The 24,573-nt window shown below is 68.6% G+C and carries 21 protein-coding genes; 6 read left to right on the top strand and 15 right to left on the bottom strand.

All coding sequences use genetic code 11. The annotated features are described in order from the left end of the window. Positions 1-30: 30 nt before the first annotated feature. Together LZ017_RS12115 and LZ017_RS12110 are read right to left on the bottom strand one after the other, a co-directional pair. A complete protein-coding gene (locus tag LZ017_RS12115) occupies positions 31-3,498 on the bottom strand; it encodes an exodeoxyribonuclease V subunit beta (RefSeq protein ID WP_241397083.1) in 3,468 nt (1,155 codons plus the stop codon). Between the two features lie 5 nt (positions 3,499-3,503). Then, on the bottom strand, positions 3,504-6,281 hold the full coding sequence (locus LZ017_RS12110; protein ID WP_241397082.1) for a PD-(D/E)XK nuclease family protein: 2,778 nt from the start codon (positions 6,279-6,281) through the stop codon (positions 3,504-3,506). Between the two features lie 136 nt (positions 6,282-6,417). Here LZ017_RS12110 and trxA point away from each other — a divergent pair, with 136 nt between their 5' ends. The 4 genes from trxA (at position 6,418) to LZ017_RS12090 (ending at position 10,407) form a co-directional block, all read left to right on the top strand. Continuing rightward, positions 6,418-6,747, top strand: coding sequence for a thioredoxin TrxA (trxA, locus tag LZ017_RS12105; protein WP_241397081.1), 330 nt, complete (start codon positions 6,418-6,420; stop codon positions 6,745-6,747). 223 nt (positions 6,748-6,970) lie between these two features. After that, a complete protein-coding gene (gene rho / locus LZ017_RS12100) occupies positions 6,971-8,233 on the top strand; it encodes a transcription termination factor Rho (RefSeq protein ID WP_241397080.1) in 1,263 nt (420 codons plus the stop codon). A 155-nt stretch (positions 8,234-8,388) separates the two neighbouring features. After that, entirely contained in the window at positions 8,389-8,649 is a 261-nt protein-coding gene (locus LZ017_RS12095; RefSeq protein ID WP_241397079.1) for a type B 50S ribosomal protein L31, read from the top strand. A 114-nt stretch (positions 8,650-8,763) separates the two neighbouring features. Then, a complete protein-coding gene (locus LZ017_RS12090; RefSeq protein WP_241397078.1) occupies positions 8,764-10,407 on the top strand; it encodes a hypothetical protein in 1,644 nt (547 codons plus the stop codon). 7 nt (positions 10,408-10,414) lie between these two features. Here LZ017_RS12090 and phoR read toward each other — a convergent pair whose 3' ends face one another. The 7 genes from phoR to pstS form a co-directional block, all read right to left on the bottom strand. Then, complete coding sequence (phoR, locus tag LZ017_RS12085; RefSeq protein ID WP_241397077.1) at positions 10,415-11,770, bottom strand: phosphate regulon sensor histidine kinase PhoR; 1,356 nt, start codon at positions 11,768-11,770, stop codon at positions 10,415-10,417. A gap of 34 nt (positions 11,771-11,804) precedes the next feature. After that, positions 11,805-12,506: a phosphate regulon transcriptional regulator PhoB gene (gene phoB / locus LZ017_RS12080; protein ID WP_241397076.1), complete on the bottom strand. Its 702-nt coding sequence runs from the start codon at positions 12,504-12,506 to the stop codon at positions 11,805-11,807. A gap of 23 nt (positions 12,507-12,529) precedes the next feature. Beyond that, positions 12,530-13,237: a phosphate signaling complex protein PhoU gene (gene phoU, locus LZ017_RS12075; protein WP_241397075.1), complete on the bottom strand. Its 708-nt coding sequence runs from the start codon at positions 13,235-13,237 to the stop codon at positions 12,530-12,532. A gap of 14 nt (positions 13,238-13,251) precedes the next feature. Continuing rightward, the gene (pstB, locus tag LZ017_RS12070) at positions 13,252-14,037 is read right to left on the bottom strand and encodes a phosphate ABC transporter ATP-binding protein PstB (RefSeq protein ID WP_241397074.1); all 786 of its coding nucleotides are present in this window, start codon (positions 14,035-14,037) and stop codon (positions 13,252-13,254) included. A 19-nt stretch (positions 14,038-14,056) separates the two neighbouring features. After that, positions 14,057-14,938, bottom strand: a complete 882-nt coding sequence (gene pstA, locus LZ017_RS12065; RefSeq protein WP_241397073.1) for a phosphate ABC transporter permease PstA — start codon at positions 14,936-14,938, stop codon at positions 14,057-14,059. Further along, positions 14,935-15,957: a phosphate ABC transporter permease PstC gene (pstC, locus tag LZ017_RS12060; RefSeq protein ID WP_241397072.1), complete on the bottom strand. Its 1,023-nt coding sequence runs from the start codon at positions 15,955-15,957 to the stop codon at positions 14,935-14,937. Before pstC ends, pstA begins: the two co-directional genes overlap by 4 nt. 98 nt (positions 15,958-16,055) lie before the next feature. After that, on the bottom strand, positions 16,056-17,090 hold the full coding sequence (gene pstS / locus LZ017_RS12055) for a phosphate ABC transporter substrate-binding protein PstS (RefSeq protein WP_374109915.1): 1,035 nt from the start codon (positions 17,088-17,090) through the stop codon (positions 16,056-16,058). Between the two features lie 257 nt (positions 17,091-17,347). Between pstS and LZ017_RS12050 the strand changes: the two genes are divergently transcribed. Further along, on the top strand, positions 17,348-17,833 hold the full coding sequence (locus tag LZ017_RS12050) for a fasciclin domain-containing protein (protein WP_241397071.1): 486 nt from the start codon (positions 17,348-17,350) through the stop codon (positions 17,831-17,833). A 109-nt stretch (positions 17,834-17,942) separates the two neighbouring features. On the opposite strand, the gene glmM is transcribed toward LZ017_RS12050, so the two are convergent. The 4 genes from glmM to LZ017_RS12030 form a co-directional block, all read right to left on the bottom strand. Further along, entirely contained in the window at positions 17,943-19,277 is a 1,335-nt protein-coding gene (glmM, locus tag LZ017_RS12045; RefSeq protein ID WP_241397070.1) for a phosphoglucosamine mutase, read from the bottom strand. A 110-nt stretch (positions 19,278-19,387) separates the two neighbouring features. After that, complete coding sequence (gene folP, locus LZ017_RS12040; RefSeq protein WP_241397069.1) at positions 19,388-20,212, bottom strand: dihydropteroate synthase; 825 nt, start codon at positions 20,210-20,212, stop codon at positions 19,388-19,390. 82 nt (positions 20,213-20,294) lie between these two features. Beyond that, positions 20,295-22,199 carry an ATP-dependent zinc metalloprotease FtsH gene (ftsH, locus tag LZ017_RS12035; RefSeq protein ID WP_308194074.1) on the bottom strand — a complete coding sequence of 635 codons (1,905 nt, stop codon included), beginning with the start codon at positions 22,197-22,199 and terminating at the stop codon, positions 20,295-20,297. Between the two features lie 165 nt (positions 22,200-22,364). After that, positions 22,365-23,033, bottom strand: coding sequence for an RlmE family RNA methyltransferase (locus LZ017_RS12030; protein WP_241397068.1), 669 nt, complete (start codon positions 23,031-23,033; stop codon positions 22,365-22,367). 18 nt (positions 23,034-23,051) lie between these two features. Between LZ017_RS12030 and LZ017_RS12025 the strand changes: the two genes are divergently transcribed. Continuing rightward, a complete protein-coding gene (locus LZ017_RS12025; RefSeq protein WP_241397067.1) occupies positions 23,052-23,534 on the top strand; it encodes a YhbY family RNA-binding protein in 483 nt (160 codons plus the stop codon). A 75-nt stretch (positions 23,535-23,609) separates the two neighbouring features. Here LZ017_RS12025 and LZ017_RS12020 read toward each other — a convergent pair whose 3' ends face one another. Next, entirely contained in the window at positions 23,610-24,053 is a 444-nt protein-coding gene (locus LZ017_RS12020; protein ID WP_241397066.1) for a DUF4149 domain-containing protein, read from the bottom strand. A 12-nt stretch (positions 24,054-24,065) separates the two neighbouring features. Beyond that, positions 24,066-24,542, bottom strand: coding sequence for a transcription elongation factor GreA (gene greA, locus LZ017_RS12015; RefSeq protein ID WP_241397065.1), 477 nt, complete (start codon positions 24,540-24,542; stop codon positions 24,066-24,068). Between the last annotated feature and the right edge of the window lie 31 nt (positions 24,543-24,573).

Here is a 24,573-nt window from a genome sequence, read left to right as displayed (position 1 = left end):
ATTGTAGCCCGGGAAACCGGGGCCGCCGCATCAGCGCGCCGCCGCGTCTTCCACGGCCTCGGCGGCGGCGTCCAGCTGCGCGTCGCTGCACACGATCAGGCGTCCCTGGCCGCTGATGAAAGCGCAGCGCACCCGCTCGCCCGGTTGCAGCTGGCGCACCGCCTCGCGGTAGCGCCACAGCTGCTGCAGGTACTCGGGGTTGGCCTCGGGCCTGGGGTTGAGCTTGTAGTCCAGCACCCACCAGCAGGGGCCGTCGGGCTCGGCGCGGCAGACCAGCCGATCCAGGCGCAGGTCCTGCTCGCGCCAGCTCACCGGCACCTCGTTGCCGGACCACAACAGCTGCGCGGGGTCCAACAGCGGCGCGCAGGCCGCGCTGCCGAGGATGGCCTCCACGGCGCGCTGCAGCCGCTCGCTGCGCCGGCCGTCCAGCCCATACATCTGCGCCGCGGCGCCAAGCAGGCGTGCCAGCGGCTGGCTGCGCCCGCGTGGCCCGCTGAACCACTCGAGCACGCGGTGCAGCGCCTCGCCCAGCGCCGCGCTTTCGTCGACCGGCGCGGGCCCCTGCCCCAGCGGGTCCGCGCCGTCCGGCGCCGCCTCCACCGCGGCGATGGGCACGGGGCGCGGCTCGGACGGAGGCAGCGACGGCAACACGCGCAGCAGCGCGGGTTCGGTCCGCGCATCCTGTGGCGCCAGGTCCGCGGGCACGGACAGCGGCTGCCCCAAGGGGGCCAGCCGCTCCCACCAGGTCGCGCTGGCGGCCTGGCGGCGCGCCGGCGTGCGGCTGATCACGAGGCGGCTGCGCGCGCGCGTCATCGCCACATAGAGCGCGTTCAACTCCTCGCGCTGGCGCTGTTCGCGCTCGTCGTCCAGCAAGGCCTGCAGCGACGGCGGCGGCCGGCTTTCCGACGCGAGAAAGGCCACCGTCTGCGGCGTCGGCTGCTGCACCGGCCAGCCCAGTGCCAGCCCCATGGTCTCGGCACGCGCCGGTCCGGCCTCGCAGTCCAGCAGCACGACCACGCGGGCCTCCAGGCCCTTGGCGCCATGCACGGTGAGCAGTTGCACCGCGTCGGGCTCCACCGGCGCGCCCAGCTTGAGCGCGCGGCGCTTGAGCGCGCGCACGAAGCCGTACAGCGAGGCGTAGCGCCCGCCATCCAGCTCCAGCGCCAGCGCCAACAGGGCCTGCACCGCATGCTGGCGCGCACGCAGCTCGCTGGGCGGCACGCGCTGGGCCAGGCGGGCCATCAGCTCACCTTCGCAGATCACGGTGTCCAGCAGATCGTGCGGGCTGCGCTGGGCCGCCAGCGGCGCCCAGCGGCCGAGCAGCTCGCGGGCGCGCGCCAGCGCCGGGGTCAGGTCTTGCGGTAGCGTGGCCGTGGCCGCGCCCCCGCCCGCATCCGCGTCGCCGCCCTCGCCCGCCCCGTCCGCCCCGCCCATCAGCGCGTCCCACCAGCTGCGCGGGCCGGCGCTGGCCCGCTGCGCGGCGTCCAGCCAGGCGGCCGAGCCGGCGCGTTCGGCCAGCCACAGCAGCTCGGCCTCGTCCACCGCGAACAGCGGACTGCGCAGGGCATGGGCCAACGACAGGTTGTGACCCGGCGAGGCCAGCACGTCCAGCAGAGCGAGCAGGTCGCGCACGTCCGGGGCGTCGAGCAGGGCCAGGTCCTCGGGGGCCGCGTGCGCGATGCCCTGGGCCTTGAGCACCTGGGCCAGCACGCGCAGCCCTTCGCGCTTGCGCGCCAGCACGAAGATGTCGCCGGGCTGGACCTGCGCGCCGCGCAGCAGCTGGGCGATGCAGGCGGCGACACGCCGGGCCTCGGCCTCGCGGCGATGCAGCTCGGCCTCGCGCCGCGGCTCGGTCAGGCTGGGCCGCCAGGTCATCGCATCGCGCAGCGGCGCGGCATCGGGCGCCGCGGCGTCGCCGGGCACCGGCTCGGCATCGTCGATCACGAAGACGCCGCTGAGCGGATCGGCCGCGTCGCCCGAGGTCTCGGTGGTGTGGTCGCGAAACCCCTCGTACTGGCCGGCGCGCTGGGCGACGTCGAACACCGCATTGACGGCGTCCAGCACCGGCGGGCTGTTGCGCCGGGTGTGGTCGCAGGCCAGCAGCACGCCGTCCAGCGCCTCGCGCACGAAGTCGCGCGCGGCGGCGAACACGCGCGGCTCGGCGCGGCGGAAGCGGTAGATGCTCTGCTTGGGGTCGCCGACGATGAAGACCGACGGCCGGTGCTGGCCGCCGCCCGCCCCCGCGTAGCCGGACAGCCAGGCATGCAGCGCATGCCATTGCAGCGGGCTGGTGTCCTGGAACTCGTCGATCAGCAGGTGGCGGACCTGGCGGTCCAGGCGCTGCTGCACCCAGCCCGACAGCTCGGGGTCGCCCAGCAGGGCCAGCGCGCCGCGTTCCAGGTCGTTCATGTCGACCAGGCCGCGCTCGCGCTTCAGGGCCTCGAACTGGGTCAGCAGCGCATCGGCCAGCCGGCTCATCTGCCGATGGGCCTGGCGCGCGCGCTGCTGTTCCTGGGCCTGGCGGATCTGCGTCAGCGCGTCCGCGATGGCCAGCAGCTCGGGCGCGTCGCCCAGGGCCTTGCGCAAGCTGCCCTGGGCGGTGAACAAGGCCTTGCAGACGCCGGCCATCGCGGCCTCGTCCGGCAGGGCCAGGGCCTGCTCGATCGCGACCGCGGCCTCCTTGGGCGTCTTGTTCTTGTGCACGCCCAGGCTGAGCGCCAGCGCCTGCAGCTCCCCGCGCAGGCAGGCGAAGACCTCCAGCGGCGCGGACTCGGCAAAGACAGGCGCGACGGCTTCGGCGCCGGGCATGCTGGCGTCCAGCACGCCGCTGCGCTGCGCGAGGCGGATCTCGACCCGCTTGGCGAACGCCGACTGCAACCAGGACTGCAGCTTGTTGCGCCCCTGCTCCTGGCTCAGTTCGCGGTAGTCCTGCAGCAGCGCCGCGTCCGCGAGCACGGCGGCGTGGAAGCGCGGCCACAGCTCCTGCAGCAGGTCGCTTTCGTCCTCCAGCAGCTGCAGCTCGGGCGACAGGCCCTGGGCCTGCAGAAGCTCCAGCGGCGCGGCACGCAGCAGCTGCGAGAACCAGGCATGGAAGGTGCGGATCTCCACTCCGCGCGCCTGGCGCAGCAGCGACTGCTGCAGCGTGGCCAGACGTGGGGCCAGGTCTTGCGCCTGCGCGGGCGTGCAGCCGCGCTGCTGCAGCGCGGCCACGCGCTGGGCCGCGTCGGCATGGGCGAACTCGTCCAGCCATTCCCCCAGGCGCTCGCGCATTTCGCCGGCGGCCTTGCGGGTGAAGGTGATGGCGACGATGTCCTGCGGCCGCGCGCCCTCCAGCAGCGCGCGCAGGATGCGCGATACCAGCATCCAGGTCTTGCCGGCGCCAGCGCAGGCCTCGACGACCACGCTGCGCGCGGGGTCGCAGGCGAGCGCGTAAAAGCGCTCGCGCGCGACCCGCTGGCCATCGACGGTGTAGGCCGCGCCCGGGGGGGATGTCGACATGGAACTCACAAGGCCTCCCCCGCCCAGTCGTCGCGTCGGCACAGGCCGCGCATCTCGCAGTAGTCGCAGACCGGCCCCTCGCCCAGCGCCGGCAGGGGCTGGCCACCGTGCAAGGCGCCCAGATCCTCGCCCAGCCCCTGCAGCATGAGCGCAGCGCTGTGCTCGACCTCCGGATGCGCCACCGCGGCCAGCTCCCGGGATTCGTCCAGCGCCAGGTAGGCGGCCTGCAGCGCCGGCGGTCCGGCCGGCAGCTCGGCGCCCTGCATCAGCGCGGCGTAGACGGCCAGTTGCGTGTCCTCCAGCGGATCGGCCACCTTGTCCTTGAGCGACTGCAGGCTGCCGGTCTTGTAGTCCAGCAGCACACGGGCGCCCGGCGCCACGTCCACGCGGTCCAGCCGGCCCAGCAGCGCAAGCCCGGTCAGCGGCGGCTCGCGCCACGGATGCACCTCGCGCGCCAGCTCGCCAGCGGCATAGCACTGCCCGGCCGCCTCGGTTTCTGCCAACCAGGCGAGGTAGCGCGGCACGAAACGCGCCAGACTGGCGCTGAAGGGCAGGAACTCCTCGGCCGCCAGGCCCAGGCGGCGCTGCTGGGCTTGGGCCGCCAGCAGCAGCCGCTCTTCGTCGCCCAGCCCCGGCGGATCGCCGGCCAGGCGTTCTTCATGAAACTGCTGCAGCACGGCATGCAGCCAGGTGCCGTAGTCGCGCTTGTCCGGCGCCGCCTCGAGCTCCTGGTTTTCGCGCAGGCCCAGCAGCACGCGGGCGAAGAACTGGTAGGGGCATTGGCGCAGCGAGTCCACGCCGCTGGCGCTGAGCGCGCGCGGCAGGCGGCCCGCGGCCAGGGCCTGGGCACGGGGCTGCGGCAGACGCGCCAGCGCCTTCTGTTCGCGCGGGTCGGCCCAATCGCGCAGCACCGGCCATCGGGCCTGCTGCAGCGCCAGGCCCAGGCGCTCGAGCAGCGGGCTGGGCGGCAGCGGTTCGCTGCCGGCGTGGGCGCGGCGCAGCAGCGTCACCCAGGGCGTGCGCAGCAGCTGGGCGAACTGCAGCGTCAGCGCCTCGCGCTTGTCGTCCTGCGTGGGCAGCCCCAGCGCCCGGCATTGCGCCTCGTTGAGCAGGGCCGGTCCGGGCGGGACCGGTCCGAGGGTGTCGACCTCGGCGCCGGGCAGCACGATGGCGCCGAAGGGGCGCAGCATTGCGCGCGCCAGCGGGGTCACCATCACCTGCAGCTCGCCCTGCAGCGGCGGCACGACCTGGGCCGCCTCCAGGCTGGATCCGACCCAGGCAAGGAACTCGGCATGACTGAGCTGCGCCTGCTGCAGCACGGCCTCGTGGGCCGAGCCGGGCCAGGGCGAGCGACGCAGCCACAAGGCGTCCAGCAGCTGCGGGCCGGCGTCCTGCGCCTCCAGCGCCGCGTCCGCGCCCAGCCCCTGCAGCAGCTCGGTCAGCAGCGCCAGCCAGTCCTGCAGGCTGCGCCGGGCACCACCCTGCAGGGCCGCCAGCCCTTCCCTCGCCAGCGCCCACAGGCGCGCGGCGCTGGGAGCCAGGCGGTCTTCGCGCAGCTGCTGCGGCTTGGACCAGCCCTCGCTGCGGCAGCGGCTTTCGAGCAAGCCCAGCGCGGCCTGCCCGCAACGCGCGCGCAAGGCGGCGGCCAGCGGGGTCTTCAGCCAGGCGAGCCATTCGTCCAACGAGGCCTCGCGCCGGCTCGCGCGCAGCAGCGCCATCAGCTGGGCCGCGACCGGCGTGGTGGCCAGGGTCCAGCCCGTCTCGTCGGACAGCCCGACCTGCTGGCGTTCCAGCAGCGCGCGCACGCGGCGCAGCACGACGCGGTCCTGCGCGATCAGCGCCACCGGGGCACGGCCCGCGCGCAGATGGGCCAGCACCGCCGCGGCGCTGCATTGGGCCACATCCTCGAAGTCCTCGCAGACGGCCACCTCCACCTGCAAGGGCGGGCGCGCCTCACCCAGCGGCGCCAGGGGTTCCAGCACCAGCTCGGCGGACAGGCGCAGGCAAGGCAGGCCGATGGCGCGGGCCTCCTGCAGCAGCGCGTCGGCCAGGCGGTCGGGCCCGCCGCATTGCAGATGCACCCAGGCGGCGGGACGCAACTCGAAGAGCCGGTCGGTGGCCGGCTCGCGGTCGCTCGCAATGGCCCATTCCAGCGCCACCAGTGCCAGCGCACGTTCCAATTGCCCGGTCGCGGTGGGCGCCGACAGCTGCTCGCGGGCCCGGTCCCAGAAGGTCGGGCGGCGCGCCGGCGCCTGCAGCTCGGCCGCGCGCTGCAGCTGCTGCGCCAGCTCCACCAATTGCTGCAGCGCCATCTGGTAGGCCTGCGCGTCCGCGCGCTGCAGCTGCTGGGCCCAGCTCTGCCCCTGCAGCAGCTCACGGGCCGCGAGCAGGTCGATGGCGGCGTCGCCGCTGATCTCGTGCGGCTGCGGCAGCGGGCTGGGGCCCAGCGCGGCGGCCAGACTGTGCGTGGTCTCGAAGCGCGGCTGCCAGCCCATGCCCGGGGCCGCCCCGGCGCGCGCGCGGCGCTGCGCGGCGAGCGCCATCCAGGCGCGCCGCGCCGGTGCCAGGTGTTGCGCGAAAGGCAGCAGCACGATCACGTCGCGCGCGGCCAGGCCCCGCGTGCTCAGCCAGCCCTCGACATGCTCGGCCAGCCGGGTCCAGAACGCCTGCGCGCCATGCCGCTCGTCCAACGCGAAGACGTGGTCGAAGGCGGGCATGGCCTCATCGGGCAGCGGGTCGCCGGGCGGCGGATCGAACAGAGACAGGAGGGACGGATCGGGCAAGGGCTTGATTTCCTTGACGCAGGCGGCATCTATGGCATCCCCCTGGCCGATGGGGCCGGGGGCTTTATGTCAGAATCATTGTGCCCTGACGCCGACCTTGCACGGCATCGGTCCGGCCCTGATAAGGACCTCATTCATGAGCAGCGAACTGATCAAACACATCTCCGACGCGTCCTTCGACGCGGACGTCCTGCAGTCCGGCAAGCCGGTGCTGGTCGACTACTGGGCCGAATGGTGCGGCCCCTGCAAGATGATCGCCCCCATCCTGGACGAAGTGGCCAAGGACTATGGCGAGCGCCTGCAGATCACCAAGATGAACGTGGACGAGAACCGCGAGGTGCCCGCCAAGTTCGGCATTCGCGGCATCCCCACGCTGATGCTGTTCAAGGACGGCCAGCTGGCCGCCACCAAGGTCGGCGCGCTGTCCAAGGCCCAGTTGACCGCCTTCCTGGACGCTCACCTATAATCGTCCGTATCCGCTGGGGCCGCCCGGCCCTGGCGGAGATTGCCAACACGCCGCCCCGGCGTTGCATTGATTCCCGGGGAATGCGCGTGGACTCGGCGCCCAAGCTCCCGCATTTCACTCGTCCGCGCTGAACACGGTCTGCGTGTCGGCTCGGTGCTTTGGCAGCCGCAGTATGGGTCCATGGCCTTGGCAGGCTCTGGACGACACACCGGGTCACACCCCCATGCATCTTTCCGAACTGAAAGCGCTCCACGTCTCGGCCCTGATCAAGATGGGCGAGGAGCTGGAGATCGACAACGTCGCTCGCATGCGCAAGCAGGAGCTGATGTTCGCGATCATGAAGAAGCGCGCCAAGGCCGGCGAGCAGGTCTTCGGCGACGGCGTGCTTGAAGTGCTGCCGGACGGCTTCGGCTTCCTGCGCTCGCCCGAGACCAGCTACATGGCCTCGACCGACGACATCTACCTCTCGCCCAGCCAGATCCGCCGCTTCAACCTGCACACCGGCGACATGATCGAAGGCGAGGTGCGCGTGCCCAAGGACGGCGAGCGCTACTTCGCGCTGGTCAAGGTGGACCGCGTCAATGGCCTGACGCCGGAAGAGTCCAAGCACAAGATCATGTTCGAGAACCTGACCCCGCTGTTCCCCAAGGAACAGTTCAGGCTCGAGCGCGACATCAAGAGCGAAGAGAACATCACCGGCCGCATCATCGACCTGATTGCACCGATCGGCAAAGGCCAGCGCGCACTGCTTGTCGCCCAGCCCAAGACCGGCAAGACGATGATGATGCAGCAGCTCGCGCACGCCATCACGGCCAACCATCCCGAGGCGCACCTGATCGTGCTGCTGGTGGACGAGCGCCCCGAGGAAGTGACCGAGATGCTGCGCACCGTCAAGGGCGAGGTGATCTCCTCCACCTTCGACGAGCCCGCCGCCCGCCACGTGCAGGTCGCCGAAATGGTGATCGAGCGCGCCAAGCGCCTGGTCGAGCTGAAGAAGGACGTGGTGATCCTGCTCGACTCCATCACCCGCCTCGCGCGTGCTTACAACAACGTGCTGCCCAGCTCCGGCAAGGTGCTGACCGGCGGCGTGGACGCCAACGCGCTGCAGCGCCCCAAGCGCTTCTTCGGCGCCGCGCGCAACATCGAGGAAGGCGGCTCGCTGACCATCATCGGCACCGCGCTGATCGACACCGGTTCGCGCATGGACGAAGTGATCTACGAGGAGTTCAAGGGCACCGGCAACTGCGAAATCCACCTGGATCGCCGCATGGCCGAGAAGCGCGTCTACCCCTCCATCCTGATCAACAAGTCCGGCACCCGCCGCGAGGAGCTGCTGCTCAAGCCCGAGATCCTGCAAAAGAGCTGGATCCTGCGCAAGCTGCTCTACAACATGGACGAGATCGAGGCGATGGAGTTCATCCTCGACAAGATGAAGTCCAGCAAGAACAACCACGACTTCTTCGACATGATGCGTCGGGGTGGGTGAGTTGGACCCGGCGGAGTCCCTGCGGACGTCCGCGGCGCCGGCCGGCTGGACAGCCTGGCCGGCTTGTACGTTATAATCACAGGTTTTCCGCTGTCGCTAAGTGCTTCCCGCGTGGTGCGGGGTGTGGCTGGCGGCACCGCAGCGAGAGGTTTCCCATGAAAGAAGGCATCCACCCCAACTACCGCGAAGTCTGCTTCGTGGACCTGTCCAACGGCTTCCAGTTCGTGACGCGCTCGACCGTCCAGACCAAGGAAACCATCAAGCTGGACGACGGCCGCGAGCTGCCGCTGGTCAAGCTGGAAACCTCCAGCGAATCGCACCCGTTCTACACGGGCACGCAGAAGAGCGTGGACAACCTGGGCGGCCGCGTCGAGAAGTTCCGCAACAAGTTCGCTCGCGTCGGCATCAAGAAGTAAGCGTCGCACGCGCACACGAAGGAGGCAGCCTAGGCTGCCTTTTTTATTGGTCGCCCCGGCTTGGGGCATGATGCGGGGCACCGAGGTCTCGGGCCACCCGCCCTGTCCGTCTGCATGAATCTGCCCACCCCTGCCGTCGTTCCCGAGCGCAGTGCCAGCCCGATGCCGCGCTGGGCGCTGCTGCTGCTGTGCGCCGCCTATGTCGTCCCGGGCCTATTCGGCCGCGACCCCTGGCGCAATGCCGACCTGACCAGCTTCGGCTTCATGGCCAGCATTGCTCAGGGCCATGCCCCCTGGCATGCGCCGGCCATCGCCGGCATCGCCGCCGAGGGCGGGCTGCTGCCTTACTGGCTGGGTGCACTGTTCATCAAGGCCCTGCCCTTTCTCGACGCGTCGTTGGCCGCGCGCCTTCCCTTTGGACTGGCGCTGACGGGCGTGCTGGCGCTGGTGTGGTATGCCTGCCTGCACCTGGCGCGCACCGACGCGGCGCAGCCGGTGGCCTTTGCCTTCGGCGGCGAAGCGCAGGCGGTGGACTATGCGCGAGCGCTGGCCGATGGCGCGCTGCTGGCGCTGATTGCCAGCCTGGGCCTGCTGCAACTGGGCCATGAGACCACGCCGGAGATCCTGCAGTTGCTGGCGGTCGCGCTGTTCGTCTACGCGCTCGCCGCCGCCCCCTTTCGCCAGACCAAGACCCGTGTCGCGCTGTCGCTGTCGCTGCCGCTGCTGGCGGCCAGCGGCGCGCCGGCCGTGGCACTGGCGCTGGGCCTGGGCGGGCTGGCGCTGACCCAGCGCTCCAACTATGAGCAGGCGCGCGAGTTGCTGCCCTGGCTGCTGGGTGCCACCGCGGCGGCGGCGCTGGTCGCCTGGCCCATGGATGGCTGGGCCTGGCGCGTCAGCCTGGACGCCTCCAGCCCGACGGACTGGGCGGGCCTGGCGCTGTGGTTCTGCTGGCCCAGCTGGCCGCTGGCGCTATGGACGGTGTGGCGCTGGCGCGCCCACTGGCAGCGCCGCCATATCGCGGTGCCGCTGCTGGCGGTGCTGGTGGCGCTGGTCACCAGCTTGCTGATGGATGGTTCGGACCGCGCGATGATGCTGGCCCTACCGCCGCTGGCGGTGCTGGCCAGCTTCGCGCTGCCGACGCTGCGCCGTGGCGTCAGCGCCGCGGTGGATTGGTTCTCGGTCTTCTTCTTCAGCGCCGGCGCCCTCTTTCTGTGGGTGTATTACTGCGCGATGCAGACGGGCTGGCCGCCGCAGCTGCTCGCCAATGTGCTCAAGCTGGCGCAGGGCTATGAGCCGCGCTTCGCCTGGCTGCCCTTGCTGCTGGCCCTGCTGGGAAGCGCGGCCTGGCTGTACCTGGTGCGCTGGCGCACGGCCCGCCACCGGCATCCGTTGTGGAAGAGCTTGGTGCTGCCGGCCGGCGGCGTGGCGCTGGGCTGGCTGCTGGCGATGACGTTGGGCCTGCCAGTGCTCAACTATGCACGCAGCAACGAGCCGCTGGTGCAGCGCCTGGCGCCGCTGCTGCCGACGGGCGCCTGCGTCGCCGCGCCGGAACTGCCCCTGCATGTGCTGGCCGCGCTGGAGTTCCGCGGCCACTGGCTGGTGGATGGCCGCACGCCGCTGACGCAGACCCGCTGCCCGCATGCGTTGGTGCTGGCCGACAGCCCCCAGCCCATGCCCGCCGGATGGATGGCCCAGGGTCTGGTCCGCCGCCCGACCGAGCGCAGCGGCGGCTATGTGGTGCTGACGCGCCGCCCCTGAGCGGCGCTCAGGCGGCCTCTTTGTCGCTGCCAGCAAGCAGGGCCGGCGCGGACTCCTCGCCCAGCGCCGGGTCATCGCTGCGGCGCACGCGGGCGGCAGGGAAGACCAGTCGGAAGCGCGAGCCCTGCCCCACCTCGCTGTCGATGCGAAGCTCACCACCATGGCGCTGCACCACGTGCTTGACGATGGACAGCCCCAGGCCGGTGCCGCCGGTGTCGCGCGAGCGGCTGCCGTCGACGCGGTAGAAGCGCTCGCTGAGACGCGGCAGGTGCTCGCGGGCGATGCCAGGCCCGTTGTCGACCACGGCAATCTCGCCGCCGCCTTCGGCCCCCGGGCGCCATTGCAGCTCGATGCGGCCGCCCTCGGGCGTGTAGCGCACCGCGTTGCTCATCAGGTTGGCCACCGCACTGAGCAGCTCGGTCTCGACGCCCGCAATCTCCACGCCCGTCATGCGCTCCAGCACGATCTGGTGGCGCCCCGCGGACAGCGCGATGGCATCCGACCCCACGCGCCCCAGCAGCGGGTCCAGCGCCACCCAGTGGTCGGCCGCGGGCCGCGGGCTGCCTTCCAGCTGCGCCAGCGTCAGCAGGTCGCCGACCAGGGTCTGCATGCGATGGGTCTGCTGCTGCATCAGGTGCAGCACCCGCTTGCGCTCGGCCTCGGTGAGGTTGAGGCTGGCCATGGTCTCGATGAAACCGGCGAGCACGGTCAGCGGTGTGCGAATCTCGTGAGAAACGTTGGCGACGAAGTCGCGCCGCATCGCCTCGGCGCGTTCGCGGTCCGTGATGTCCAGCGACAGCACGAGCCGGTTCTGTTCGCCGTAGACGCGCACGATGACCTGCAGCGTGGCCTTGCCACGCGCGTTGCTCAGCGTCAGCGGCTGGGCAAACTGCCCAGCCTGCAGATAGGTGACGAAGGCCGGATAGCGGACCAGGTTGGTCACGCGCTGCAGGCGGTCACGGTTGGGGTCCAGCGAAAAATGATCGGCCGCGACGCTGTTGCACCACTGGATGTGGTCCTGCGCGTCCAGCAGCATCACGCCGTTGGGCGAGGCCTCGATCGCGTGCAGGAACTGCTCCAGGCTCAGGCGCTCACGGTCGGCCACGCGCTCGCGGTCGCGCAGGCCGCGCTCCATGCGGTAGCCCAGTTCGGCCCAAAGGCCCACGCCGCGCGGTGCCGGCCCGGAGGCATCGCCGCGCAGCCAGTTCATCAGGCGGTGGGCGCGGATCGAATCCAGCATCACCACCAGCATCACCGCGCAGCCGGCGCCGATCGCGGCCGCCAGATGCTGCAGATTCAACCAATGGCCCAGGTAGTAGCCCAGCCATCCCCCCAGGGCGGTCGCCAGGACCGCCAACACCATCCTCGGCAACAACCAGACCACGGATGCTCCCGGTTCAGGCCGACACGGCGCTGCTGTGCTGAGTCAGGCGGTATCCGGCGCCTCGGACGGTTTCGATCATGCGCTGGCACTGGACCTTCTCCAGTGCCTCGCGCAGCCGCTTGACGTGCACGTCCACCGTGCGCTCCTCGATGAACACATGGTCGCCCCAGACCCGGTCCAGCAGCTGCGAACGGCTGTGGACGCGTTCCGGGTGGGTCATGAAAAAGTGCAGCAGGCGGAACTCGGTGGGGCCCAGCTTGACCTCGATGCCCTCGCGGTTGACGCGGCGCGTGCCCGGGTCCAACACCAGGCCGCCGACCTCGACGACGGCATCCAGCGCCTCGGGCGCCTTGCGGCGCAGTACGGCGCGGATGCGGGCGAGCAGCTCATTGGTCGAGAAGGGCTTGGTGAGGTAGTCGTCGGCACCGGCGTCGAGGCCGGAGACCTTGTCGGTCTCCTCGGCGCGCGCGGTCAGCATGATGATGGGCAGCTCGCGCGTGCGCGCGGCGCCGCGCCACTGGCGCGCCAGCGCCAGGCCGGACTGGCCCGGCAGCATCCAGTCCAGCACGACCAGATCGGGCAGCACGCGGTCCACCTCCAGCTGCGCCTGCTCGGCATTGCCGGCCAGGGTCACTTCGAAGCCGGCATGGCGCAGGTTGATGGAGATGAGTTCGGCGATCGCGGATTCGTCTTCAACGACGAGGATACGGCTCATGGTTTGGCTCTTCTTTGAGGTGCTCAGCGCACCATGTTCTCGACGGCGTCCGGGGTGTTGTGGCGCACGTCGGTCCCCTTGACCACGTAGATGATGACTTCGGCCAGGTTCTTCGCATGGTCGCCGACGCGCTCGATGGCCTTGGCGACGAAGACCAGGTCAATGCTGGACGAGATGGTGCGCGGATCTTCCATCATGTAGGTGATCAGCTTGCGCATCAGGCCGTCGAACTCCTTGTCGATCTGGTCGTCGGTCTTCAGCACTTCCAGCGCGCGGTCCACGTCCAGGCGCGCGAAGGCGTCCAGCGCCTTGCGCAGCTGCGTGGTCGCAAGCTCGGCCTCGTAGGAGAGGTCGGACATGGGCAGGCGCAGCCGGCTGGAGACGCCGGCGTTGATCAGGCGCTGCACGGTGCGCGCGATGCGCGCCGCCTCGTCGCCCACGCGCTCCAGGTTGGCAATGGTCTTGGACACCGCGATCAGCAGGCGCAGATCGCGTGCGGTGGGCTGGCGCCGCGCGATGATGGTGGACAGGTCGCGGTCGATCTCGACCTCCATCTGGTTGACCCGTTCCTCGGTCTTCAGCACGGTGTTGGCCAGGTCGGCGCTGAAGGCGCTCAGCGCCTCCACGGCCTGGGCCACCTGCGCTTCCACCAGGCCACCCATTTCCAGCACGCGGGTGGAAATGCCGCTCAGCTCGGCGTCGAATTGCGTGGAGAGATGCTTGTCGGTCATGGTGTGTTCCTCGCTCAACCGAAACGCCCGGTGATGTAGTCCTCGGTGTCCTTGCGCTTGGGCTTCATGAAGAGTTCGGCGGTGGGTCCGAACTCAATCAGATCGCCCAGATACATGTAGGCGGTGTAGTCCGAGCAGCGTGCGGCCTGCTGCATGTTGTGGGTCACGATGGCCACCGTATAGTCGCTCTTGAGCTCGTGGATCAGCTCTTCGATCTTGCCGGTGGAGATGGGATCCAGCGCCGAGCACGGCTCGTCCAGCAGCAGCACCTCGGGCTTGATGGCGATGCCGCGGGCGATGCACAGGCGTTGCTGCTGGCCACCCGAGAGTCCGGAGCCGCTCTGATTGAGCTTGTCCTTGACCTCGGTCCACAGCGCCGCCTTCTTCAGCGCCCACTCCACGCGCTCATCCATCTCCACGCGCGAGAGGTTCTCGAACAGACGCACGCCGAAGGCGATGTTGTCATAGATGGACATCGGAAACGGCGTGGGCTTCTGGAAGACCATGCCCACTTTGGCGCGGATCAGCGAAACGTCCTCGCCGCTGGAGAGGATGTCATTGCCGTCCAGCAGGATCTGCCCTTCCGCACGCTGCTCCGGATAGAGCTCGAACATGCGGTTGAGCGTGCGCAGCAGCGTGGACTTGCCGCAGCCCGACGGGCCGATGAAGGCGGTGACCTTCTTTTCGGGAATGTCCAGGTTGATGTTCTTCAGCGCGTGGAAGCTGCCGTAGTAGAAGTTCAGATTGCGGACCGAGAGCTTGGCTTTCTCGTTCACCGGCATGTCGACTTTGGCGTCCATGGTTGGTTGGTCCTCAGGATCAGTGCTTGTTCTTGAACATGAAGCGCGCCACGATGTTGAGCAGCAGCACGCCGATAGTGATGATGAAGACGCCCGCCCAGGCCAGCTTCTGCCAGTTCTCGTAGGGGCTCATCGCGAATTTGAAGATGGTGACCGGCAGGCTGGCCATGGGCTGACTGAGGTCGGCGGTCCAGAACTGGTTGGACAGCGCAGTGAACAGCAGCGGCGCGGTCTCGCCGGACACGCGGGCCAGCGCCAGCAGGATGCCGGTCACGACGCCGGCGCGGGCGGACTTCAGCGTCACCGACAGGATGACCTTCCACTTCGGCGTGCCCAGCGCGTAGGCCGCTTCGCGCAGCGCGTTGGGGATCAGCGTGAGCATGTTCTCGGTGGTGCGGATCACCACCGGGATCACCAGCAGCGCCAGCGCCAGGATGCCGGCCCAGCCGGAGAAGCTCTTGAAGCGCGCCACGACCACCGCGTAGATGAACAGCCCCACGACGATGGACGGCGCCGACAGCAGGATGTCATTGATGAAGCGCACCGCCGAACCCAGCCAGGTCTTCTGGCCGTACTCGGCCAGGTAGACGCCGGCCAGCACGCCAACCGGCGTGCCGATGAAGGTGGCCAGCCCCACCATCGCGAGGGAGCCAAAGATCGCGTTCGCCAGACCACCGCCTTCGGCCTGCGGTGGCGGAGTCATCTCGGTGAAGGTGGCCAGGCTGAGGCCGCCCATGCCCAGGCGCACGGTCTCGACCAGGATCCAGATCAACCAGAACACGCCGAAAGCCATCGCCGCCAGCGACAGCGTCAGCGCGATCGCGTTGACGCGCTTGCGTCGGGCGTGCATCTTCAGGCGGCCGGCGTCCAGGCCGCCGGCGCTCGCGCGGATGGCGCTCATGTGCGCGCTCCTTCATTCTTCTTGAGTTTGTTCAGCAGAACCTTGGAGAAGGCCAGCACGACGAAGGTGATGAAGAACAGCACCAGGCCCAGGTAGATCAGCGAGGCTTGGTGCAGGCCTTCGTTGGCCTCGGCGAACTCGTTGGCCAGGGCCGAGGTGATGCTGTTGGCGGCCTCGAACAGCGACAGCGAGTTGAGCTGGTTCATGTTGCCGATCACGAAGGTGACCGCCATGGTCTCGCCCAGCGCGCGGCCCAGGCCCAGCATCACGCCGCCGACCACGCCGGTCTTGGTGTAGGGCAGCACCACCTTCCAGACCACTTCCCAGGTGGTGGCTCCCAGCCCGTAGGCGGACTCCTTCAGCATGGGCGGCGTGACCTCGAACACGTCGCGCATCACCGACGCGATGAAGGGGATGATCATGATGGCCAGGATGATGCCGGCCGACAGGATGCCAATGCCCACCGGCGGGCCGGAGAACAGCGCGCCGATGTAGGGCACGCCGGAGAACAGCGACTGCAGCGGCTGCTGCACATAGGTGGCCAGCAGCGGGCCGAACACCAGCAGGCCCCACATGCCGTAGACGATGGACGGCACCGCCGCCAGCAGCTCCACCGCGGTGCCCAGCGGCCTCTTCAGCCAGTTGGGCGACAGCTCGGTGAGGAAGAGCGCGATGCCGAAGCTCACAGGCACGGCGATCAGCAGCGCGATCAGCGAGGTCATCAGCGTGCCGTAGATCATCACCAGGCCGCCGAACTTCTCCTGGACCGGATCCCATTCGCTGGTCCACAGGAAGGACAGGCCGAACTGTTTGATCGCCGGTGCAGCGCCGATCAGCAGCGAGATCAGGATACCCGCCAGCAGCAACAGGGTCAGCCAGGCGGCGCCATGCGCCAGCGCGGAGAACAGCGTGTCGGCCCAAGGGCTGACCGGCTTGCGCACCGGCGGGCGGCTGCCGGGCTGGCTGCGCTGCGCGGCGTCATCGGATGGGTAGGTCTCGGCGGGAAGTATCGCGGCCACGGGGCCTCCGCTAGGTTCGAAGAAGGTCAGAGAGCCGATTCGGCAGCAGCCCGGCAGGCCTTGCGACCTCCGGGCTGCATCCCTGGCTCAGCTCGGGATCACTTGTGGGCGATGGCCTTGCCGGCGCCGTCCTTGATGTGCTCGGACCACTGCTTGCGGACCAGATCCTTCACCGAGGCAGGCAGGGCCACATAGTCCAGTTCGTCGGCCATCTTGTCGCCCTGGGTGTAGGCCCAGTCGAAGAACTTCAGCGTCGCCGCCGCGGAAGCCGGCTTTTCCTGCTGCTTGTGCATCAGGATGAAGGTGGCACCGGTGATGGGCCAGCTGTCCTTGCCGGCCTGTTCGGTCAGCACCTGATAGAAGCTCTCGTTCCACTTGGCACCGGCGGCGGCAGCCTTGAAGGCATCATCGCTGGGCGCCACGAAGTGGCCGGCTTGGTTCTTCAGCAGCACATGCGACATCTTGTTCTGCTTGGCGTAGGCGTACTCCACATAGCCGATGGAGTTGGGCAGGCGCTGCACGTAGGACGACACGCCCTCGTTGCCCTTGCCACCCGCACCGGTGGGCCAGTTCACCGCGGTACCCTCGCCGACCTTGCTCTTCCACTCGGCATTGACCTTGGAGAGATAGTTGGTGAACAGGAAGCTGGTACCCGAGCCGTCGGCGCGACGCACCGGAGCGATCGCGGCATCCGGCAGGGCCACGCCGGGGTTCAGCGCGGTCAGCGCGGGATCGTTCCACTTGGTGATCTTGCCCAGGTAGATGTCGCCCAGCACCTGGCCGGTCAGCTTGATCTGGCCCGGGGCGATGCCCTTGATGTTGACCACCGGCACGACGCCGCCGATCACGGTGGGGAACTGCACCAGGCCGTCCTTGGCCAGCTCGTCGTCCTTCAGCGGGGCGTCGGAGGCGCCGAAGTCCACCGTCTTGGCCTTGATTTGGCGAATGCCGGCACCGGAGCCGACCGACTGATAGTTGATGCGAACGCCGGTGGCCTTGTTGTAGGCATCGGCCCACTTGGCGTAAATCGGCGCCGGGAAGGACGCACCCGCGCCGGTCACATCCTGGGCCTGAGCCAGCGGCATCAGGACCACGCTCGTGGCGAGAATCAGGCCGGCACGGAGTTGGGTCATGCTCATACGTTCCTATCGCAGGGGGTTGTTGGCGACGGAAGGAATGCTATGACCCGAATGTGACATAACCGTGACTCAGATGTCAGCCCCCGGGCGCGTCTGCCGCGCCGCTCTCCTGACCTTCTCTCTGTGCGCACACGTCAACGTGGGCCGGGTGGGGACCACAGAGCCTGTCATATTCGATTCACCGCTTCGTCATCCAAGCCCTCTAGGCTGCAGCCAGCCCGGAAATCCGGCTCACCCCGATGGAGACGCCCATGATCCCAACCCTGATGACCCGACTGATCACCACCGCCGCAGTGCTGGCGCTGGCAGCCTGCGCCAGCACTCCGGCGCCGGCCCCGCTGGCCGACACGCTGCAGCGCCAGCCCCAGCTGAGCACCTTCAACCGCCTGGTCGACCAGGCCGGCCTGAAGGAAGAGCTGCGCGCTAACGGCCCGCTGACCGTGTTCGCCCCCAGCGACGAAGCCTTCAAGGCCGTGCCGGCCAAGACCCTGGATGCGCTGGCAGCCAACCCCGCGCAACTCAAGGAAGTGATCAAGTTCCACGTTGTCGCCGCCCGCCTGAGCAGCGCCGAGGTCAAGACCGCCAGCCAAAAGACGCTGCAAGGCGGCTCGCTGGGCCTGGCCCGTGCCGGCGATTTCGTCACCGTCGAAGAAGCCATGGTCCAGCAGGCGGACATCCCGGCCACGAACGGCGTCGTCCATGTGATCGATCGCGTGCTGATGCCGCCCAAGAAGTAAGCGCCACTTGCGGACCGCGCCGCCAACGGCGCCAGTCCTCGCCCAATGAAACAAGGGCGCCCCGGCCGTCACAGGCGGGGCGCCCTTGTCCTTGTGGGTGGAGTGGCTGTCAGCCCTGTAGAGAGTCGGCGAGCCGCTGCGCGCAACGCCGGGCCAGCTCGGCCTCCTGAGCCTCGACCATCACGCGCAGCAACGGCTCGGTGCCTGACTTGCGGATGAGCACGCGGCCGCGGTCTCCCAGTTCCGCCTGCACCTCGGCCTCGGTTCGCGCCAGCCCGGGGTGAGACTTCCAGTCCAGCTCCGACTGCAGTCTCACGTTGATCAGCGTCTGCGGGAACAGCGTCACGCCGTCCAGCAGCTCCGCCAGGCCACGGCCGCTGCGGCAGACCGCCTGCAGCACCAGCAGGCTGGAAACGATGCCGTCGCCGGTGGTGTGCTTGTCCAGCGCGAGCAGATGGCCCGAGCCTTCGCCACCCAGCTGCCAGCCGCGCGCCGCGAGTTCCTCCAGCACGTAGCGGTCGCCCACCTTGGCGCGCACGAACTCCACGTCCTGCCGGCGCAGCGCCAGCTCCACCGCCATGTTGGTCATCAGCGTGCCGACGGCGCCGGGCACACGCTGGCCCTGGGCCAGGCGGTCGGCCACCATCACATACAGCAGCTCGTCGCCGTTGAAGAGACGGCCCGCGGCATCCACCATCAGCAGGCGATCGGCATCGCCGTCCAGCGCGATGCCGTAGTGGGCGCCGTGAGCCAGCACGGCTTCCACCAGGGCCTTGGGTGCGGTGGCGCCGACGCCGTTGTTGATGTTGTAGCCATCGGGGCTGCAGCCCATGGGCACGATCTCGGCACCCAGCTCATGGAAGACCGCCGGCGCCACCTTGTGGGCCGCGCCATGCGCGGCGTCGACGACGATCTTCAGCCCACGCAGGCTGAGGTCGGAACCAAAGCTGGCCTTGCAGAACTCGATGTAGCGCCCTTGGGCATCCTCGATGCGCCGGGCCCGGCCCAGGCTGGCCGAATCCACCCAGACCGGCGGCTGCTCCAGCATGGCCTCCACCTCCTGCTCCCAGGCGTCGGGCAGCTTTTCGCCCTTGGCGGAGAAGAACTTGATGCCGTTGTCGGCGAAGGGGTTGTGCGAGGCCGAGATCACCACGCCCAGGTCCTGGCGCAACGCGCGGGTGAGATAGGCCACGCCCGGCGTCGGCAGCGGACCGGTCAGCAGCACGTTGACGCCGGCCGATGCGAAGCCCGCCTCCAGCGCCGACTCCAACATGTAGCCGGAGATGCGCGTGTCCTTGCCGATCAGCACGCTGGGCTTGCCCTTCTGCTGCCGCTTGAGCACCTGCCCCACGGCATGCCCCAGACGCAGCATGAAGTCGGGCGTGATCGGCGACTGCCCGACCGTGCCCCGTATGCCATCGGTGCCGAAATACTTGCGGCTCATGCTGAGCATCCTCCTGAATTCGTAGACCGGTATTGTCGCCCATGCGCGCAAGGCGCCCTAAGGGTCGAGCCGTCCCACCCCCTATGCCAAGGGAGCGCTGAGGGCCACCGTCAGGCGTGGGCGGCCTGCCAGACCTTCAGCGCATCGACGGTGGCGCCCACATCATGCACACGCAACACCGAGGCGCCCTGCTCCAGCGCAATCACGGCCGCAGCGATACTGGCACTCAGGCGCTGCTCCACCGGGCGGCCGGTGACCGCCCCCAACGAAGACTTGCGCGACCAGCCGGCCAACAGGGGACGCCCCAAGTCCAGCAGTCGGCGCTGCTGGCTCAACAGGCGAAAGTTCTGCTCCACCGTTTTTGCGAAGCCGTAGCCTGGGTCCAGCAGCACGCGCTCCGGGCGTATGCCAGCCACCTCCGCGCTGCGCAGGCGCGCGGCCAGGAACTCGCCCACCTCGGCGACCACATCCTCGTACTTGCAGTGCTGCTGCATGCTGGCGGGCTCGCCACGCATGTGCATCAGGCAGACGCCGGCATCCGCATGCGTCGCCAGCAAGGCCAGCGCGCCCTCGTCACGCAACGCCTGGATGTCGTTGATGATGTCGGCGCCCAAGTCCAATGCGCGTCGCATCACCTCGGTCTTGCAGGTATCGACCGAGACCGGGACGCCCATGTTCAAGGCCGCGCGCAGCACCGGAGCCAGCCGCGCCCACTCTTCGTCGACCGCGAGCCGGGGCGCACCAGGCCGGGTGGACTCCCCCCCCAGGTCCAGGATGTCCGCGCCCTCGCCCAGCAGTTGCTCGCAGTGGGCAATCGCCTGATGGGCCTGCGCATGATGGCCGCCATCGGAGAAGGAATCTGGCGTGACGTTCACGATGCCCATCACCAGCGGCCGCTGCAAGGACAGATCGAAACGGGTGGTCTTCCACAGCATGATGTTCTAACTCCGGCACGGCAGCGCGCCAATGCAAAAGGGCCAGTCCTCACGGACAGGCCCCTTGGGTTGTGGGATGGACTCAGGCCGCGGCCGGTGCCTCTCCCGGAGTGACCGGCGTGCCGCCGCCATCGGGCTTGCCACCGGACGGCGGCGTCCAATCCTTGGGCGGACGCGGCGGACGACCCTCCATGATGTCGTCCAGCTGCTCGCTGTCAATGGTCTCCCAGTCCAGCAAGGCCTTGGCCATCGCGTGCATCTTGTCCTTGTTGTCCTCGATCAGCTGGCGCGCAGTGGCGTACTGCTCATCGATGATCTTGCGGATTTCCTGGTCCACCTTGCGCATGGTCTCTTCGGACATATTGGTGGTCTTGGTCACCGAACGCCCCAGGAAGACCTCGCCCTCGTTCTCCGCATAGACCATGGGGCCCAGCTCATCGGTCATGCCGTAGCGCGTCACCATGTCGCGCGCAATCTGGGTCGCCCGTTCGAAGTCGTTCGAAGCGCCGGTGGTCATCTGGTTCATGAACACCTCTTCGGCGATGCGGCCACCGAACAGCACCGAGATCGTGCTCAGCATGCGGTCTTTGTCCATGCTGTAGCGATCCCCTTCGGGCAGCTGCATGGTCACGCCCAGCGCGCGGCCACGCGGGATCACGGTGACCTTGTGCACAGGATCGGTCTTGGGCAGCAGGCGCGCCACGAGCGCATGGCCGGCCTCGTGGTAGGCGGTGTTGCGACGCTCTTCCTCGGGCATGACCATGGACTTGCGTTCCGGCCCCATCAGGATCTTGTCCTTGGCCTTCTCGAAGTCCACCATCTCGACCACTCGGCCGTTGCGGCGCGCCGCGAACAGAGCGGCCTCGTTGACCAGGTTGGCCAGATCCGCGCCGGAGAAGCCGGGCGTCCCACGCGCCAGAATGTCGGCGCGCACGTCCTGCCCCACCGGCACCTTGCGCATGTGGACATTCAGGATTTGCTCACGGCCGCGCACATCCGGCAGGGTCACGTAGACCTGGCGGTCGAAGCGGCCCGGACGCAGCAGCGCCGGATCCAAAATGTCGGGACGGTTGGTGGCCGCCATCACGATGACGCCGAGGTTGGTCTCGAAGCCATCCATCTCCACCAGCATCTGGTTCAGCGTCTGCTCGCGCTCGTCGTTGCCCCCACCCAGGCCGGCGCCGCGGTGACGACCCACCGCGTCGATTTCGTCGACGAAGATGATGCAGGGCGCGCTCTTCTTGGCCTGCTCGAACATGTCTCGCACGCGAGCGGCGCCAACGCCGACGAACATTTCGACGAAGTCCGAACCGGAGATGCTGAAGAACGGCACCTTGGCCTCGCCGGCGATGGCCTTGGCCAGCAGGGTCTTGCCGGTCCCCGGAGGGCCCACGAGCAACACGCCACGCGGGATGCGACCGCCCAGCTTCTGGAATTTCTGCGGGTCCTTCAGGAAGTCGACCAACTCCTTGACTTCCTCCTTGGCCTCGTCGCAGCCGGCGACGTCAGCGAAGGTGGTGGAGTTGTTGGCCTCGTCCAGCATGCGAGCCTTGGACTTGCCGAAGCTGAACGCCCCGCCCTTGCCGCCGCCCTGCATCTGGCGCATGAAATACACCCAGACCCCGATCAGCAGCAGCATGGGACCCCAACTGACGAGGATGCTCATCAGGATGGAGGGCTCTTCCCGCGGTTTGACATCGAACTTGATGCCATTGTTGATCAGGTCGCCGACCAGCCCGCGGTCCAGATAGGTCGCGGTCGAACGCAGCTTGCTGCCATCCGTGGTCACGGCCTGAATTTCCGTACCGCCGCCGCCCTCCTGCAGTGTGACCTGCTTGATGCGCTTGGCCCGCACCTCTTCGAGGAAATCGGAGTAGGCGATCTGATTCCCTTGGGCGGTCCCGCGATCAAACTGCTTGAAGACAGTGAACAGCACCAGGGCGATCACCATCCAAACAGCCACTTTAGAGAACCATTGATTGTTCACCGCGACTCCTTCTGCTCGGTTTGGCCGCCTGCCTCCTACAGCGGGACGGACGGCCAACGCGTCATATGGGGTTCATTCTATTGCAGTCAAGCCCCCGGCCCTGATTGGCATTTCCGCACTCTGCGATAGAGATTGCCGAATCGCCCGGGTCTTGAGCGCCTTGCTTCATTTCAGGCCGATGCCGACCAGGAAGGTTTCCGACGAGCGATCGCGCGAAGCCTTGGGCTTGTGGACCTTGACGCGGCGGAACTGCTGCCGGAAGGCCTCCACCAACTGGTCGTAGCCGCTGCCATGGAACACCTTGGCCACCAGCGCGCCCTCGGGCTTCAGGTGGTGGGCGCAGAAATCCAGCGCCAGCTCGATCAGATGGGCGATGCGTGCGGCATCGGTGCTGGCGATGCCCGACAGATTGGGGGCCATGTCCGAGACCACCAGATCCACCGGCCGCCCTTCCAGCGCCGCCTCCAGCTGCGCCAGCACCTCGTCCTCACGAAAATCGCCCTGGATGAACTGCACGCCCTCGATGGGTTCGAAGTCCAGCAGATCCAGCGCGATGATGCGGCCGTTGAGCTGACCGACGGCCGCGCCGCCGGCTCCAGCCTCCTTGGGCGCAAAGCGTCGGCGCAAGTACTGGCTCCAGGCTCCTGGCGCCGCGCCCAGATCCACCACCACCTGGCCCGGCCGGGTGAGCTGGAACTCCTCGTCCAGCTCCTTGAGCTTGTACGCGGCCCGCGAGCGATAGCCCTCTTTCTGCGCCAATTTCACATACGGGTCGGTGACATGGTCATTCAGCCACGCCTTGTTGAGCTTTTTGCTCTTCGTATTGGTTTTCATTGCACGGATAATAGGCAGATGCCTGCAATTCAATTGACCCCCGCCCAGCGCAAGGACAAACGCGCCGATGCCCACCATCTGAATCCGGTGGTGATGATAGGCGCCGAGGGCCTGAGCGCCGCGGTGACGAAGGAGTGCGACGCGGCCCTCAAGGCCCACGGCCTGATCAAGGTCCGTGTGATGTCGGACGACCGCGCCGCCCGCGAGGCCATGCTGAACACCCTGGCGGACCAGTTGGACGCCGCTCCCATCCAGCACATCGGCAAGCTGCTGGTGCTGTGGCGCCCCGTCCCCGAGAAGGAGAAGGTGGTTCGCGAGGACGCCATGCCGGCGCCCAAGCTGGTGAAGATCGTCAAGTTCTCCAAGAGCGGGAACAACCGTCCGCAGATCAAGAAGGTCCAGGTGCTCGGCAACCAGCGCGTGACCCAGGGCGGCGAGATCAAGCGCGCCAAGAAGCGCAGCACCGCCACCAGCGTGAAGAAGCGCGCCAGCGGGGCCTGAACACGGCGTCCCTCGCTCCGCACAGATCAAGGGCAGCCGCAGGCTGCCCTTTGCATTGGCGCAGCTCCTCGCGGATCAGACCGCTGGCCGACTCACCCGCCAGGCCAGTACCAGCACCGCCAGCCCTTTGAGCGCGAAGAAGGCCATCGAAATGCCATGCAAGGCGCCGAAGGACAGCGCGCCCTGTCCGGCCTTGGCCGCCTCCATCATCGGCTGCAGCGCGTAGTACCCCGCGACGATGGTCGCGAGCGCCACCAGCGGCAGCACGGTGTTCCAGCCCAGCGCCGAACCGGCCCGGCCGGTCGACACGCCATCGCGCTGCAGCCGCCGCTCCAGCATCACCAGCAGCAGCCCGGCGGCCAGGCCAAGGCGGGCATCCAGCTCGAACAGGCGCTGCACCACGCTGCCCGCCTGGGCGCGCTCCAGCACCGCAAATGCGGTCGGCGCGGCGACGAAGGCGATGCACAGCAAGAAGCCGGCCCAGGCAGCCGCCAGCAAGGCGCGGAAGCGGACGAGCACGATGGCTGACGATCAGATGTAGCGGACGTCGACGATCTCGTAGCGCTTGATGCCGCCCGGCGCCTGCACCTCGGCGACGTCGCCGGCTTCCTTGCCGATCAGCGCGCGCGCGATCGGAGAGCTGATGCTGATCAGGCCCTGCTTCAGGTCGGCCTCGTCGTCGCCGACGATCTGGTAGGTGACCTCGGCGCCAGTGGCCTCCTCTTCCAGGTCCACCGTGGTGCCGAACACCACCTTGCCGCCAGCATCGACCGACGACGGGTCGATGACCTGGGCCGCGGCCAGCTTGCCTTCGATCTCGAGGATGCGGCCTTCGATGAAGCCTTGCTTGTCCTTGGCGGCCTCGTACTCGGCGTTCTCCGAGAGGTCACCCTGGGCGCGGGCCTCGGCAATGGCATTGATCACGGCATGACGCTCGACCGTCTTGAGTCGATGCAGTTCTTCCTTGAGCTTCTCGGCGCCGCGCTTGGTCAGTGGGATCGTGGCCATATGCAAAAAACGGTGAATGACAAAGCAAACC

The organism is Pelomonas sp. CA6 (assembly GCF_022549225.1).
Taxonomy (GTDB): Bacteria; Pseudomonadota; Gammaproteobacteria; order Burkholderiales; family Burkholderiaceae_C; genus Roseateles.
The sequence above is the reverse complement of the archived record's forward strand: the minus strand, read 5'-3'. Positions and strand labels throughout refer to the sequence as shown.

What these genes read in the sequence shown, in the direction of transcription:
- LZ017_RS12115 (WP_241397083.1), bottom strand. Translation starts at nt 3,498, where the DNA reads ATGTCGACATCCCCCCCGGGCGCGGCCTACACCGTCGATGGCCAGCGG.
- trxA (WP_241397081.1), top strand. Translation starts at nt 6,418, where the DNA reads ATGAGCAGCGAACTGATCAAACACATCTCCGACGCGTCCTTCGACGCG.
- rho (WP_241397080.1), top strand. Translation starts at nt 6,971, where the DNA reads ATGCATCTTTCCGAACTGAAAGCGCTCCACGTCTCGGCCCTGATCAAG.
- LZ017_RS12095 (WP_241397079.1), top strand. Translation starts at nt 8,389, where the DNA reads ATGAAAGAAGGCATCCACCCCAACTACCGCGAAGTCTGCTTCGTGGAC.
- LZ017_RS12090 (WP_241397078.1), top strand. Translation starts at nt 8,764, where the DNA reads ATGAATCTGCCCACCCCTGCCGTCGTTCCCGAGCGCAGTGCCAGCCCG.
- phoR (WP_241397077.1), bottom strand. Translation starts at nt 11,770, where the DNA reads ATGGTGTTGGCGGTCCTGGCGACCGCCCTGGGGGGATGGCTGGGCTAC.
- phoB (WP_241397076.1), bottom strand. Translation starts at nt 12,506, where the DNA reads ATGAGCCGTATCCTCGTCGTTGAAGACGAATCCGCGATCGCCGAACTC.
- phoU (WP_241397075.1), bottom strand. Translation starts at nt 13,237, where the DNA reads ATGACCGACAAGCATCTCTCCACGCAATTCGACGCCGAGCTGAGCGGC.
- pstB (WP_241397074.1), bottom strand. Translation starts at nt 14,037, where the DNA reads ATGGACGCCAAAGTCGACATGCCGGTGAACGAGAAAGCCAAGCTCTCG.
- pstA (WP_241397073.1), bottom strand. Translation starts at nt 14,938, where the DNA reads ATGAGCGCCATCCGCGCGAGCGCCGGCGGCCTGGACGCCGGCCGCCTG.
- pstS (WP_374109915.1), bottom strand. Translation starts at nt 17,090, where the DNA reads ATGACCCAACTCCGTGCCGGCCTGATTCTCGCCACGAGCGTGGTCCTG.
- LZ017_RS12050 (WP_241397071.1), top strand. Translation starts at nt 17,348, where the DNA reads ATGATCCCAACCCTGATGACCCGACTGATCACCACCGCCGCAGTGCTG.
- glmM (WP_241397070.1), bottom strand. Translation starts at nt 19,277, where the DNA reads ATGAGCCGCAAGTATTTCGGCACCGATGGCATACGGGGCACGGTCGGG.
- folP (WP_241397069.1), bottom strand. Translation starts at nt 20,212, where the DNA reads ATGCTGTGGAAGACCACCCGTTTCGATCTGTCCTTGCAGCGGCCGCTG.
- LZ017_RS12030 (WP_241397068.1), bottom strand. Translation starts at nt 23,033, where the DNA reads ATGAAAACCAATACGAAGAGCAAAAAGCTCAACAAGGCGTGGCTGAAT.
- LZ017_RS12025 (WP_241397067.1), top strand. Translation starts at nt 23,052, where the DNA reads ATGCCTGCAATTCAATTGACCCCCGCCCAGCGCAAGGACAAACGCGCC.
- greA (WP_241397065.1), bottom strand. Translation starts at nt 24,542, where the DNA reads ATGGCCACGATCCCACTGACCAAGCGCGGCGCCGAGAAGCTCAAGGAA.